Raw genomic sequence first — 12,572 nt, 5'->3', positions numbered from 1 at the left:
AGGTGTCGGCGGTGATCGGCGGGTTCCTCGCGCGCGTCGGCGGCGCCCGGCCGGACCTGCTCGCCAAGACGCCGACCGACCGCTTCCGCTACGCCGCGACCGGGGGCGTGCTGCTCACCACCGCGGCCATCGCGGCGGCCTCGGCGGCGTTCGCGCTGGTCATGGCGTTGCGCGTGCCCCCGGTCGGTGCGGTGCTGGGCGGGTTGGCGTGGGGGCTGGTCATCCTGAACCTGGACCGGCTGCTGGTGATCACCATGAGCCGGGAGAACGGCGTGCTCGCCGCCGTGCTGACCGCGTTGCCCCGGCTCGCGCTCGCGGTCCTGCTCGGCGTGGTGATCTCCACCCCGTTGGTGCTGCGCATCTTCGAGCCGGAGGTCAACCTGGAGCTTCAGGTCTTGGCGCAGGAGAAGCAGGCCGCGTTCGCCGCGGACGACCGCGCGCGCAGCGATCGGATCGCCGAGGCGGACGCGAAGATCGCGGAGTGGAACCGCGTCGCGGGGTCCACTGTGGATGGTGAGCGGCCGGTGGTGGAGGCCAAGGCGGCGGTGGACGAGGCGTGGCGGCAGTACCAGGTCGCGAACGGCGAGGCCCAGTGCGAACTCGACGGCACCTGCGGTACGGGCAGGGCGGGTGTGGGGCAGTCGCAGCGGGACAAGGCGCAGGCGGCCGAACGCGCGTACGACAACTACAACCGGGCCAAGGCGGGCTACGAGCAGGCGCGCGCGGACGCCGTCGGCGCGCACCGGGGCACGGTCGACGCCGCGCGGGCGGAGGCTGAGCGGCTCGGCGTCGAGCGCAAGTCGCTGGCGGACGCGCAGGACCTGGACCGGCGGCAGTTCGCCCAGGGCAGCCGGGAGGCGGGGCTGCTGGCCCGGATCGAGGCGCTGGACTCACTGACCGCGAAGCGCCCCGGGCTGGGGAGCGCGCACTGGGTGCTGTTCCTGCTGTTCGCCGCGCTGGAGGTGCTGCCGGTGCTGGTGAAGCTGATGCAGCTGCTCGGCGCGCCGACGCTCTACGAACAACTGCTCGCCGAGCACGTCAAATCCGCCAAGGCGCTGGAGATCCGGGCGATCGGGCGAGCGGCCGACGTCGCCGACGAGCGCGCCGAGTACCGCGCCGAACTCGACCTCGCCGAGGCGCGCCGGGACTACCGGAGGGACCTGCGGCGCGCCGAGCAGCCGGGGGAGCAGACCATTCCCCATCTTCGGCGCGGGGCCGACCGGTCGCGCGGGGTCGGTCTGCCCCGGTGAAAAGGACGAGGGGGGCGATACCGCCCGCCGGTTCCCACTTAACTGTCAAACGTTGCTTGACCAGCGGAAATGCGTGACCGTCTAGCGGTCTGAAAATTTCCGACGTACTGCGAATGGGGGTACCGGGCCCGGGGGTGGCGGCCCATTATGGTCTAGACCTATTGGTGCCGTGAGGAGGATGAGTGATGAGGCTGCGTCGAGCGCTCGCCGGGGTGGGGGCGATGACTTCGGCCATCTTGGGGCTGAGCGTGGTGCTGGTGACACCCGCCTCCGCGCACGGTTCCATGGGTGACCCCATCAGCCGGATCTACCGCTGCTTCAGCGAGGGACCCGAGAACCCGAAGTCGGCGGCCTGCAAGGCGGCCGTCCGGGCGGGCGAGGCCTGGCCGATCTACGACTGGGACGAGGTCAACCAGCCCAACGCCAACGGCCGCAGCCGCGAGATCATCCCCGACGGGAAGCTGTGCAGCGCGGGCCGCGACAAGTACAAGGGCATCGACCTGCCCCGCGCCGACTGGCCCGCGACGAACCTGCCCGCGGGCGGCACGGCGTTCACCTTCAAGTACAAGATCACCGCGTCGCACCCGGGCACGTTCGAGCTGTACATCACCAAGCAGGGCTGGGACCCGACCCAGCCGCTGAAGTGGTCGGACCTGGAACCGACGCCGTTCTACAAGCAGCTCAACCCGCCCACCTCGGGCGGCAGCTACCAGCTGCGCTCCACCATCCCGGCGGGCCACACCGGCCGCCACCTGATCTACTCGATCTGGCAGCGTCACAAGCCGGACAGCGGCGAGGCCTTCTACTCCTGCTCGGACGTCATCCTGGGCAGCTGACTTCCCGCGGATCGGGGGGCCACCGCGCTGGTGGCCCCCCGATCCGCGCGCTCAGACGTCGCTACCAGGGATCTCCACGCTCATCACACCACCGGGATTGACGACGACCAGCGTGTCCGCCAGGAGTCCCCGCAGGGCGGACACGGGCGCCGAGGTCGCGCGCACACCCGGCGGCAGGTAGGCCGGTGACGAGTACACCACCAGGAAGCGGTTCCCTGCTCGTCCACGCTCACCCGCGGCACACCATCCGGGCCGGGCACGAACAGCACTTGCGCCGCGAGCAGGGCCGCGGGGAGTCGGTCGGGCGGCAGCCACTCGGCCGTCACCAGGTTGAGCACGTCCTCGAACTCGTTGCGCGGCAACGGGAACCCGCGCTTGGCTGGACCTGGGCGGTAGTTCGGGTCCAGGTACACCTCGCCGGTCAGCTCACCATCCGGCCCGACCTTGTACGCGCCGAGAAGTGCGGCGGGCGGGGGCTCGGGAAGGAGGCGGTGGTCGGCTTCCGAGTCGTGGCACCACACCCAACCGTCGGGGTTGTTCCTGCCCTCGGCGCGGAGGGCGTCGGTGACCGGGGGCAGGCCTGGGTGGTCGACCGGGACCGGAGGTTCCTCAGGCTGCTCCATGTCGAAGGCCACGAACAGGTCTGTGGCCACGGACTCCACCAGGTCCAGGACTGATCGGCTGCCCGGTGGCAGTCCCGGGAGGCCATGCCGGGCACCCACGAGCGCGCCGACGATCGCGGCGACAGCAGCGCGGTCACCATCGTGGTCGACGGCGGCGCGCAGCGCGGCGGCCGGGTCGTAGTCGAAGATCGACGTGATCAGCAGTGCACGGCCCAGCACCGACTCCGGGCTGTGTCCGTCCGCGAAGGACTCGACGCGTTCGGCGACGGACTTGACCAAGTCCCGGGAACGGTTCTCCTTGACCTGGCGCAGTACCGCATCGTGTGGGCCATCGGTGGGCAGCTTGGCGATGAGCACGCTCGGCGCGATTCCCAGGGGATCCTTCCTCAGCACGCCGGTCAGCAAGATCACCAGCAGCGCGGCGTCCGGTTCGGCACCGCCGATCGCACCCAGCAGTGCGCCCACCACGGCCCCGGTGCGATCTTCGATCGGGAAGCCGGGGACCTGGTCGAGCCAACCCGCCGCGCGAGCGGGGGCGTGGGTGCGCAGCAGGTCTTCCGCTCCCCTCAGCAACGCGGCGGTGATCGGGCCGATGCCGATGGTGCCCGCGTACTGCTCGGCCACCGCCACACCCGCGAACGCGCCGACCAGCCGGTACCAGGAGAACCGGCGGCCCGCGCCGATCCGCGGGCTCGCCTTGCCGAACGTGGGTGGGCCCAGCGTTCGAGTCGCTCCCGAGCCGTCGACCGTGTAGAACGCCTGCGCCCACACCGGCTGGGCGCGACCGTGCAGGGGGCGGCCAGGCAGGTGGCGATCTCCACGCACTCCCGCTCGTCCAGGTGCCTGCCGTGCGCACGGGCCTGATCCGCGGCGGCGACCACGGACCCCCGCACGAACTCGGCGTCCTCGGCGGACAAGCCCAGCCACGTGTCGTCAACGCGGGTTTCCGGCGCCCGCACCACCACGACGGGCTGTTCCGGCGTGGCGCGGGGAAGGTCTCTGGCGTGCTCCACCGCGGTCGAGTTCAGGTCGAACGACAGCACGTGGCCGGGGTTGACCACGATCTCGTCGACATCCACAGCCAGTGACAGCAATGCGTCCCGCAGGTTGATCTCGTACCAGGAGCGGGTACCGCTGGGCAGCATGTCCAGCGAACTCCACGCTTCGGCGCGCACCCCGTCCGGGTGCTTCACCAGCCGCACCGCCCCGTTGTCCTTCAACGGCAGGTACACGGTGGAGTCGAGGATGGCCGCCAGACCGGACAGGTCGTGCAGCCACTGGGCCCAGTAGTAGCGGACCAGCTTGTCCATCCTGCTCGTCGGGGCGGGCAGCCCGCGCCAGGTCATCCCGGACCTGGCGTGCGGGTTGACTCGGACCCGGTCCGTGGGCTGCCCGTCCGTGCCCACGAGGCGCCAGCCCAGCACGGCCGCCTGCGGCACCTCCAGACCCGGGAACTCCTCGCGGTCCCACTCCGGGTCGACCACGACCATCTCCTCGCCCGGGTGCTCGGCGGCCCAGGCGAGATCGGCATCCGACGGCTCCGGCCACAACGCGGGCAACAACCACACCGGGGCGTGCGGCGACATGAGGAGGTGTTCGACCTCGCTGCCGTCCACGTGCACCAACAACGTGCGCGGCGGCATGAACGCGTTGCCGGACGATCCGTCGAGCTCGTAGGGAACCCACCAGTAGCGGCTCTCCCGGTGCACGCCGGGTTCTTTGATGCGCAGCGGCTCGCCGTCGCTGGTCAGCTCCGGGCCGTACCGGTCCCGCAACCACGCCTCGGCCACGGCGATGGCTTGTTCCTTGGTCTGCACGGTCATGCTTGCGCCGCCGGTCCTGTCCCCGCCGCGATGGCGGTCTCGATCTGTTCGGTGAGCCAGCGCATGAACGGTTCGTGGTGGGTGACGCCGGTCAGTCGCACGTGGATGCCATCCGGAACCACTGTGGTCCGGGCGCGCTCGTCAATGGCGATCTGCGCGCGGTAGTAGCCCGCGAAGGGGAGTTCCATCGCGCTCGACAGTGCGAGCGCGTCGTGCTGCATGGTCGCGTGGTGGAACTTCGCGTACCACTGGTCCATGTGCGCCGCGACGAACCGGGCCCACTCCGGGCCTGTGGGGTCGGCCAGCAGGCGGTGCAGCGGTGAGTCCTTGGCGATCTCCACCTCGGGGGTGAACGTGGTCTCGGAGAGCTGCAGGTATGGCAGCCGGACCAGGCCCAGCAGGGCGGTCGCGGCGGGGATGTCGGTGCGGAAGTTGTGGTCGGCGCGCTCCGGGTCGCGGTAGCGCAGTGCGCCGCCGACCTGGAAGACCGCCAAGCGCTCGGCCAGGTCGGGACGCTCGGTCAGCAGGGCCGCCAGGTTGGAGGCCGGGCCGATGCCGACCCAGCGGACCGGGCCCGTGGTCGAGTCCAGCACCTTCGCCACGGCCGCGCGGATGTCGTCGGGCTGGTGCGGGACGTGCGGCGGGGTCAGGCCGTCGATGCAGTTCAGCCGGGTGTTGCCGAGGTCGGAACCGGTGACGACGGGGACATCGGGGCGACCGAGGAGGTCGAGCAGGCGCCGGACGAAGCGGGCGCGCTCGCCGCCGAGTTCGTCGCAGGTGAGGACTAGGGCCAAGGTGGGCTCGGCGGCGGCGGCGATGAGCGCGATGGCGTCGTCGGGGTCACCGCCCGCGTCGGTGTCGATGATCATCGGGGTGTCGCGGCGCGAGGGCGGGAAGTACGCCTTCGGCTCGTAGCCCAGGTTGAACCGGTCCGACCTGTCCTTCGTCGCGCGGATGGTCTCGTTGATGCCGAACTCGTCGTCGTAGTCGCTGTGCTTCACCGCAGCCCTCCTCGTTCAGCCAACTCGGCGGCGAACCGCTTGCGCTCGGCCTTGGTCTCGTGCTCGCTGTAGGCCGCCCACACGGCGCGCGGTGTCCTCGTCCATCCCGAGCCGCTCAATGGTTTCGGCCACGATGCCCGTGTCGTGCAGGTAGTCGTTGAGGCGGAAGTAGGTGCCGGGGATCATGGTCTCGTCGACCTTCCGGTGGTGCATCCGGACTCGTCGATGCCGTCGAACTGCCGTCCAAGGTTCTCCAGGTCTCGCATCGCCCCCTCCACCACGGCGCGGGACAGGACGATCTCGCTGCAGTGCCGGTGAAGAACTCGGGCTGCATGATCTTGGTCGCCAGGGCCAGGTTGTGGCCGTCGCGGCCGAGGAAGACCACCCGGCGGTCGGGGTTCTGGGCGACCAGTGCCGAAACGTCGTCGGGCACGCGGGTCGCCACGTCGACGATCACCGGAGCGGTGCACTCGCGGGCGACCTCGTAGGCGTGGGATCAGGGCGCGGATCTGCTCGGGATCGGTGATGCCGAGGTCTGCGGCCACTTCGGCGACGGCGGCGTCACGATTGTCGTTGGCGCCGGGGTCCCCAGTGTGCTCGGTGGGGTCACGGTCCTCGGGTAGGGGGGATTCGGCAGGTCCATCGTCTGCGGAGTGACTATCGGCGCCGTCGTTCCCATCGGAATTCTCCGAGTCCGAAGGGGATTCGCCGTGTGCCGAGGGGACGGGGAGCTCAGTTGGGGACTCGGGTTGTGCGTAGGAAGGAACTTGACGGAGTGGGCATTGGGCGGGAGGTATGCCAGGTCACCGCTTTGCGGATCGACGAAAGCGATGCCGTGCTCGGTGTGCACCACGCGCATGACGTGCCCGTGCTCGCCGCCGGGGTAGTTGTCGGCGACAACGCCGCGGGACCCTTCAGGCAGGTCCTTCATAGTCGAGATGACGCTGTTGAAGTCGTCGTGGTCCTGCCACTGAAGTACCTCGCCCGCGCCAGGTCTGTGCTCGTCGAGTGGATGGCTGCCTGGCTCGGCGGATTGGTGGCGATCGCCGTATCCGAGAAGTCGGTGCGTGACCGCGCCGACTCCCCGGTGAGTACCCGAGCCAGGTCACGCGTGTACGGCGCGATGTCGTACGGGTGGATCTCGTTGCTCGGATGGCTGATCTCGGTGAGCTGGTCCAGCCTTGAGGCGAGCGACCCACGGCGTTCCCGATCGCCTGCCCGCGTGGGAACTCCCGTCTGCTCTCCGGACTGGTGCGAACGGGCTGGGCCGTCCGGCTCCAACGCGCGCGATGTCCTTAGGGGCCAGTGGTCGATCCGAGGACCTGTCCGGGTTTCCCTCTCCGGAAGGGGTGTCCTTGCCTGTGTCGTGGTTGGCAGCCGCAGGTTGATCACTTGCCCGCGGCGAGGACCCGGTTTCGCTAGGCGGCCTGCGAGAGTCCGTTGCGTCGCCCGGAGTAGGCGCCTCAGGTGAGCTCTGGGAGTCGGACCGCGTCGCGGCGGGAGGGGTGTCCCGGTTGCCATCCGGGAGGCGGGTGCTCGGTTGTGCGGGTCCGGCGCTTTCGGGCCAGGTCGGTTGCCTGCCGGTTTCCGTGCGGGACGCGTCGGTGTGGTTGGGGGCGGGTTGGTGCGGCGAGGTCTGCGGCCTGCTCGATCGACCTCCGCCCGGTTGTGCCGAGTTGACGCGGACAGGCGCGGCCAGCGGCCTCTCGAACTGGTTCCCAGCCGACCGCCTGCCTGGCTGGTGGGCTCCTGGCTGTGCGGGACCGGCTTGGTTTGGCGACGACAGCGGTCGCGCGGCTTGGTTCGCGATCGGCTGGTGCGCGCCGGATTGTGTCGGGTTGACGTGGCGCGGCACGTGCCTGCCGTTCTGGTTCCCGACCGGTGGTCGAGCACCGGTTTGTGCGGGGGGTGGCGACGGCGGTGGTCGGCTCGCCCGGTTTCCGGGGGAGGCACTCGGTGCGGCTGTGGGCTTGGCGGAACCGGGTGCTTGGCCGGGCTGCGACTGCGGTCGGGCGGCGGTGGTCGGGATCTGGCGGGTGTTGCCCAGTTGGGTCGCCATACCCTGCGGCATGGGCCTCCCCGAATCCGGTACGCCCCCCGAAGCGACTCGGGGATTGTGCGGAGAGGGATGAGCACCGCCGGTGCCGGAGGTCGGTGTGCCCGCAGGCCGCGCGGTGGACGGGAACCGCGTAGCCGGCGGTTGCGGGGGTCGCCCCGGGGAGTCGCGTGGTCGCGTCGTTCGTTGGTGTTGCGGTGCGCGGGTTGCCGGTGAAGGGGGTTGCCGTCGGGTTTGTGCGTGGTGGTGTCGACGACGCCGTTGGGGCGCGGCCCGTACCGTTGGGTGTGGAGCCGGAGCGCGGATCCGCCGATTGTCCTGTCCCGTTCACCGTCGGTGCGGATGACCGCTCGACCTTGCTCAGGCGGTTGGCGTTGGACTGGTCGGCGTCGCGGGTGGCGGCGGCGGTGGCTTTGGTCTTGGCGCCCGCGTTCTCGGCGGCGCCGGCGGCTTGTTCCACACCCCGGCGGGCGTTGGAGATGGCGTTGTCGGCGCTGCGCATGGCCACTTGGCCGAAGACGCCCGCGCTGCTCTGGCTCGCCGAGATGTTGAGCTTGCTGTTGACGCCGTCGCGGAGTGGGCGCCGCGGTTGGTGAAGCGGCCACCGAGGGCCTCGACGGCATCGGGGTCCATTGCGCTCCGCCGACGATGCCATACGAGGTCGGGGCTTGCGACCCAATCGGTGGGATCGGGGTCAGGCGGCTCTTGCGATGGTGGTCGAGCGGTAGGTCAGTGGGGTCGCGGCGTTGTCGAGGGCGGCATCGACCGCGTCGAGCAGGGCGACGCGGTGGGTCGAGCGGGTCAGGTCGACGGCATCCACCGCCAACCGCACGGTCCCGCCGCGGCGGGCGGTGCGGATCGCCGTGCGCACCAGGGCGAAACCGCGCCAGGACTCGGTTCGCTCGCTGCCCGCCAGCGCGTGCACGCGGGCCCGGACCCGGATGCCCGTGTGCAGGTCGCGGATGCTCATCAGGTCCGCGCACAGCCGGAAACCCTTGCGCTGCAACGCGATCACCGTGCCCGCCGAGGCCATCCACCGTGGCGGGGCGAAGCCGTCGACCGGGAGCGCGGCACGCTCCATTGCGGACATCGCGGCGGTGAGGCGCAGGCCCGCCTCGTGTGCGGGCAGTGTCGCGAACTCGGCGCGGCGGCCCAGCGACAGCGTCAGCGAGCGCGGGTCCGGGGTGTGGTCGAAGCCGTGCATGAGCACGTCGTCGCCGTTGCGGTGGCGGTCGCGGACCCACTGCACCCACTCCGCCGGGGTGCCCGCGTGCCGTGGCGCGATCAGCAGGGTCAGCGGCACCGCGCGCCGGTCGAGTTCGTCGGCGAGCGCGGCGCAGCGGGACAGGGACGGGGCGTCGACGCCCGCGAGCGAGACCACCAGTCGTGCCGTCACCAGCTCAGCACAACGGCACCGGATGACTACCAGGTGTCGCCGGTGGTAGCTCAGCCGATCCAGTCGGCGAACTTCCTTCCGGTGATCTTCTCGTACGCCTCGACGTAGCGGGACCGGGTCGACTCGACCACGTCCGCGGGCAGCGGGGGCGGCGGCGTGTTGCTCGCGCGGTCCCAGCCGGAAGGCCCGGTCAGCCAGTCGCGGACGTACTGCTTGTCGAACGACGGCTGCGCCTTCCCCGGAGAATACGTCTCCACCGGCCAGTACCGCGACGAGTCCGGGGTCAGCACCTCGTCGCCCAGCACGACCTCGCCGTCGAGCAGGCCGAACTCGAACTTCGTGTCCGCCAGGATGACGCCCCGGTCGGCGGCGAACTCGGCGGCCCGCGTGTAGACCGCCAGGGTCAGGTCGCGGACCCGCTCGGCCAGCTCCTGCCCGATCTCGGTGACCGTGGCGGCGAAGTCGATGTTCTCGTCGTGCTCGCCCAGCGGCGCCTTGGTGGCCGGGGTGTAGATCGGCGACGGCAGCTTGGCGCCCTCGACCAGGCCCTCCGGCAGCGCGATGCCGCAGACCGCGCCCGAGCGGTCGTAGTCGACGGTGCCCGACCCCGCCAGGTAGCCGCGCGCGACGGCCTCGACCGGCAGCATCTTGAGCCTGCGCACGATCAGCGCCCGCCCGCGCACCTCCGCCGGGATGCGCTCGTCGTCCCACGCGACCAGGTGATTCGGCACGAGGTCGCCTAGCAGCTCGAACCAGAACACGCTCATCGCGGTGAGGATCCGACCCTTGTCCGGGATCGGCGATTCGAGCACGAAATCGTAGGCCGACACGCGGTCCGAGGCGACCAGCAGCAGGTGGTCGTCGTCGATGGCGTGGAGCTCGCGGACCTTGCCTGCCGCGATCTGCGGGTAGTCATCGAGGGTCGGCACGTTTGCGCAGCCTACGGCGTACCCCTAAGACTTTTCCCATGGGGTACGACTGGATCTCGTTCACCACCGACTACGGCCTTGCCGACGCCTACCCGGGCGTTTGCGAGGGCGTGATCGGTCGAATCGCCCCGCGCGCCCGGGTGCTGCACCTGTCGCACGCCGTGCCCGCGCAGGACGTCCGCAGGGGCGCCGCCGTGCTGGCCCAGGCCGTCGGGTACCTGCCACCGGCGGTGCACCTGGCCGTCGTGGACCCGGGCGTCGGCACCGACCGCAGACCCGTCGCGGTCGTCGCCGGGGAGGCGGTGCTGGTCGGGCCGGACAACGGGCTGCTGGTCGCCGCCGCTGGGGTGCTCGGCGGGATCACGGCCGCCTACGAGCTGACCGAGTTCCGCCTGGAGCAGGTCTCGGCGACCTTCCACGGCCGCGACGTCTTCGCGCCGACCGCCGCGCACCTCGCCCGCGGCGCCCGGCCGGACGAGGTCGGGCCCGCCGTCGACCCCGCCGGGCTGGTCCGCCTGCCCGCGCCGGTCACCCAGGTCGAGGCTGGTCGGGTGACCACCGAGGTGCTCGGCGTGGACGGCTTCGGCAACGTCCAACTCGCTGCGACCCGGCTCGACGCGGCGCCGGGTACCTACGTGCACGCCCAGGTGGGGGACCGGTCGGTGGAGGCCGTCGTCGGGCGCACCTTCGCCGACGCGCCCGCCGGGTCGGCCGTGCTGCTGGTGGACTCGGCGGGGCACCTGGCCATCGCGGTCAACGCGGGCTCCGCGGCCGCGGTGTTGACGCCGCGGCCGGGAGCACCGGTGGTCTTGCTGCTCGCGACCTAGAAGGTCAGCTTCCAAGAGTCGATGTAGCCGCTGTCCGAGCGGTAGACGTCGCGGACGCGCAGCCGCCACGTGCCGTTGGCGACCTTGGTCGCGGCGTTGACGGTGTAGGTCGCGATGACGTTGTCGGCGGAGTCGCTCGACGAGGACGCCTTGAGGCGGAAGGTGCCGCCGTCCGGGGCGACCAGGTCGATGACCAGGTCACCCCGGTAGGTGTGGACGACCCGGACGTCCACCTTCAGCGCGCCGGGCGCGTTGCCGGGTACGCCCGTGACCGTGATCGGGCTGTCGACCGCCGCGCCGCCGTCGGGGATCGGCACGTCGGCGGTGTTCTCGAAGGTCTTGGCCGCGTCCGGGGTGACCGCGTCCTTGGCGTCGACGCGGCCGTCGCCGTAGAAGTTGTTCTTCGCGGTCGTGCCGGTGCAGCGGGCGTCGGCGCAGGGCAGGTCGTCGGCCTGGGCGGCGAGGCGGGTGCGCAGGTCGGCCACGGACAGGTCGGGGTTGGCGCTGAGCATGAGCGCGGCGACGCCCGCCACGTGCGGGGTGGCCATCGACGTGCCGGACAGGTTGCCGTAGCGACCGCCGGGCAGGGTCGAGTAGACGCTGTCGCCGGGCGCGGTCACGGTGATCTTTCCGGTGCCGAAGTTGGAGAACGACGACTTCACGTTCTGGGAGTTGATCGACGACACGGTCACCACGCCGGGCAGCTCACCCGGCATCAGCAAGCACGAGTTGTTCACCGGCCGGGACGCCGGGCTCGAGTCGTTGGGGCTGGTGGTGTCGGTGACCTTGTTCGCCAGGTCGTAGTTCTCGTTGCCCGCCGCGACGACGTTCAGCACGCCCTTGCCCTCGGCGTACGCGGTTGCCCGCTTCACGCCCTCCAGGGTCGCGGCCTGGTCGGCGTTGTTCGGGCAGGCGAAGAGCCACGGGTCGCTGTAGTAGCTGTTGTTGGTGATCTTGAAACCCTGGTCGGCGGCGAAGACGAAGGCGCAGATGGTGTTCTCGGCGAAGAACAGGCCACTGGGCACCTCCGCGATCCGCACCGACGCGATGTGGACGCTCGGGGCGACACCGATCGCGCCCTTGCCGTTCTTGGCCGCCGCGATCGTGCCCGCGACGTGCGTGCCGTGGTCGCCCTCGGCGCGCCACGAACCCGGACGGGTGTCGAGCTTGCCGTAGGCGCAGGAGGCGGACTTGGTGGCGTCGAAGTTGGGCTTGAGGTCGTAGTGCTGGTCGTCGACGCCGGTGTCGAGCACGCCGACGAGGACGGACGGGGAGCCCGTGGTGACCGACCACGCCTGGTCGGCCTTGATCTGGGTCATGTCGGGCCGGTTGGTCTCGGCCTCGGTCGGGGTCGTCTGGGTGGGGGCTGCGGGGATCGACGGGTTCGAGGCCTCGGCGGGTACGTCCGTCGTGCGGGTGGCACCTACCTGCTGCACACCGCTTACCGCGCGCATCTTGGTCGCGAAGTCGCTCGCGGACGAATGCGCCACTACGACACCGATGGCGTCGTAGGAGGAGAAGACGGTGCCACCGTTGGTCGCCACCGCCGTCTTGGCACCGGCCGTGTCGTTGGGCGCGGTGATCACGAGGTAGGACCGCACGCCGGTCGCGGTGGACGCCTTGGGCGCGGCGGGGAGACCGGGCGAGGCCTCGGCCACCCCCGCCATCCCGACCACGAGGCTGACCCCGGCCGCAGCGGCGGTCACCGCGCGGCGGAGCCGGGAAGTCGACCAGATCGTCACAGTTCCTCCACTGGTGTGGGAATGCCTGAGTCGCAGGGTGTCCATCACCCAGGCAGGAACGAGACAATCACGGTCGTGCTGCGCCACCG

Annotated in this window: 11 protein-coding genes and 1 pseudogene; 4 read left to right on the top strand and 8 right to left on the bottom strand. The window is 70.9% G+C overall.

Features of this window, described 5'->3' with window-relative positions:
* The first annotated feature begins 11 nt into the window (after nt 1-11).
* Together CLV40_RS13095 and CLV40_RS13090 are read left to right on the top strand one after the other, a co-directional pair.
* Nucleotides 12-1,250, top strand: a complete 1,239-nt coding sequence (locus tag CLV40_RS13095) for a DUF4407 domain-containing protein (RefSeq protein ID WP_181043474.1) — start codon at nt 12-14, stop codon at nt 1,248-1,250.
* A gap of 185 nt (nt 1,251-1,435) precedes the next feature.
* A complete protein-coding gene (locus CLV40_RS13090) occupies nt 1,436-2,086 on the top strand; it encodes a lytic polysaccharide monooxygenase auxiliary activity family 9 protein (protein ID WP_104479153.1) in 651 nt (216 codons plus the stop codon).
* An 83-nt stretch (nt 2,087-2,169) separates the two neighbouring features.
* Here the strand turns inward: CLV40_RS13090 and CLV40_RS13085 are convergent, their stop codons facing one another.
* The 5 genes and pseudogenes from CLV40_RS13085 to CLV40_RS40770 form a co-directional block, all read right to left on the bottom strand.
* Nucleotides 2,170-3,120 (bottom strand): ADP-ribosylglycohydrolase family protein, encoded by a 951-nt coding sequence (locus CLV40_RS13085; RefSeq protein WP_281261662.1) that lies wholly within the window; start codon nt 3,118-3,120, stop codon nt 2,170-2,172.
* A gap of 155 nt (nt 3,121-3,275) precedes the next feature.
* On the bottom strand, nt 3,276-4,532 hold the full coding sequence (locus tag CLV40_RS39475) for a hypothetical protein (RefSeq protein WP_245931261.1): 1,257 nt from the start codon (nt 4,530-4,532) through the stop codon (nt 3,276-3,278).
* On the bottom strand, nt 4,529-5,533 hold the full coding sequence (locus CLV40_RS13080; protein ID WP_104479151.1) for a nucleoside hydrolase: 1,005 nt from the start codon (nt 5,531-5,533) through the stop codon (nt 4,529-4,531). Before CLV40_RS13080 ends, CLV40_RS39475 begins: the two co-directional genes overlap by 4 nt.
* A 15-nt stretch (nt 5,534-5,548) precedes the next feature.
* Nucleotides 5,549-5,746, bottom strand: coding sequence for a hypothetical protein (locus CLV40_RS13075; RefSeq protein WP_104479150.1), 198 nt, complete (start codon nt 5,744-5,746; stop codon nt 5,549-5,551).
* A gap of 283 nt (nt 5,747-6,029) precedes the next feature.
* A pseudogene (locus tag CLV40_RS40770) lies at nt 6,030-6,497 on the bottom strand (toxin glutamine deamidase domain-containing protein); the annotation flags it as partial.
* Between the two features lie 1,262 nt (nt 6,498-7,759).
* Between CLV40_RS40770 and CLV40_RS13060 the strand changes: the two are divergent.
* Nucleotides 7,760-8,185 carry a hypothetical protein gene (locus tag CLV40_RS13060; RefSeq protein WP_104479147.1) on the top strand — a complete coding sequence of 142 codons (426 nt, stop codon included), beginning with the start codon at nt 7,760-7,762 and terminating at the stop codon, nt 8,183-8,185.
* 98 nt (nt 8,186-8,283) lie between these two features.
* Here the strand turns inward: CLV40_RS13060 and CLV40_RS13055 are convergent, their stop codons facing one another.
* The gene (locus CLV40_RS13055) at nt 8,284-8,985 is read right to left on the bottom strand and encodes a DUF2334 domain-containing protein (protein WP_245931260.1); all 702 of its coding nucleotides are present in this window, start codon (nt 8,983-8,985) and stop codon (nt 8,284-8,286) included.
* A gap of 50 nt (nt 8,986-9,035) precedes the next feature.
* Nucleotides 9,036-9,914 carry a phosphoribosylaminoimidazolesuccinocarboxamide synthase gene (locus CLV40_RS13050; protein WP_104479146.1) on the bottom strand — a complete coding sequence of 293 codons (879 nt, stop codon included), beginning with the start codon at nt 9,912-9,914 and terminating at the stop codon, nt 9,036-9,038.
* A 38-nt stretch (nt 9,915-9,952) separates the two neighbouring features.
* On the opposite strand from CLV40_RS13050, the gene CLV40_RS13045 reads away from it, so the two are divergent.
* The gene (locus tag CLV40_RS13045) at nt 9,953-10,741 is read left to right on the top strand and encodes an SAM hydrolase/SAM-dependent halogenase family protein (RefSeq protein ID WP_104479145.1); all 789 of its coding nucleotides are present in this window, start codon (nt 9,953-9,955) and stop codon (nt 10,739-10,741) included.
* Here CLV40_RS13045 and CLV40_RS13040 read toward each other — a convergent pair.
* On the bottom strand, nt 10,738-12,483 hold the full coding sequence (locus CLV40_RS13040) for a S8 family serine peptidase (RefSeq protein WP_245931259.1): 1,746 nt from the start codon (nt 12,481-12,483) through the stop codon (nt 10,738-10,740). The two genes, CLV40_RS13045 and CLV40_RS13040, sit on opposite strands and share 4 nt — an antisense overlap.
* Nucleotides 12,484-12,572 lie beyond the last annotated feature (89 nt).

Origin of the sequence: Actinokineospora auranticolor, assembly GCF_002934265.1 — a bacterium.
GTDB classification, from domain to species: domain Bacteria; phylum Actinomycetota; class Actinomycetes; order Mycobacteriales; family Pseudonocardiaceae; genus Actinokineospora; species Actinokineospora auranticolor.
Note: the sequence above shows the minus strand (reverse complement) of the source record. Positions and strands in the feature narration are given on the sequence as shown.

Bases quoted from the DNA above. Each gene is read 5' to 3' on its own strand.
- CLV40_RS39475 (WP_245931261.1), bottom strand. From the start codon at position 4,532: ATGACCGTGCAGACCAAGGAACAAGCCATCGCCGTGGCCGAGGCGTGG.
- CLV40_RS13090 (WP_104479153.1), top strand. From the start codon at position 1,436: ATGAGGCTGCGTCGAGCGCTCGCCGGGGTGGGGGCGATGACTTCGGCC.
- CLV40_RS13045 (WP_104479145.1), top strand. From the start codon at position 9,953: ATGGGGTACGACTGGATCTCGTTCACCACCGACTACGGCCTTGCCGAC.
- CLV40_RS13075 (WP_104479150.1), bottom strand. From the start codon at position 5,746: ATGCACCACCGGAAGGTCGACGAGACCATGATCCCCGGCACCTACTTC.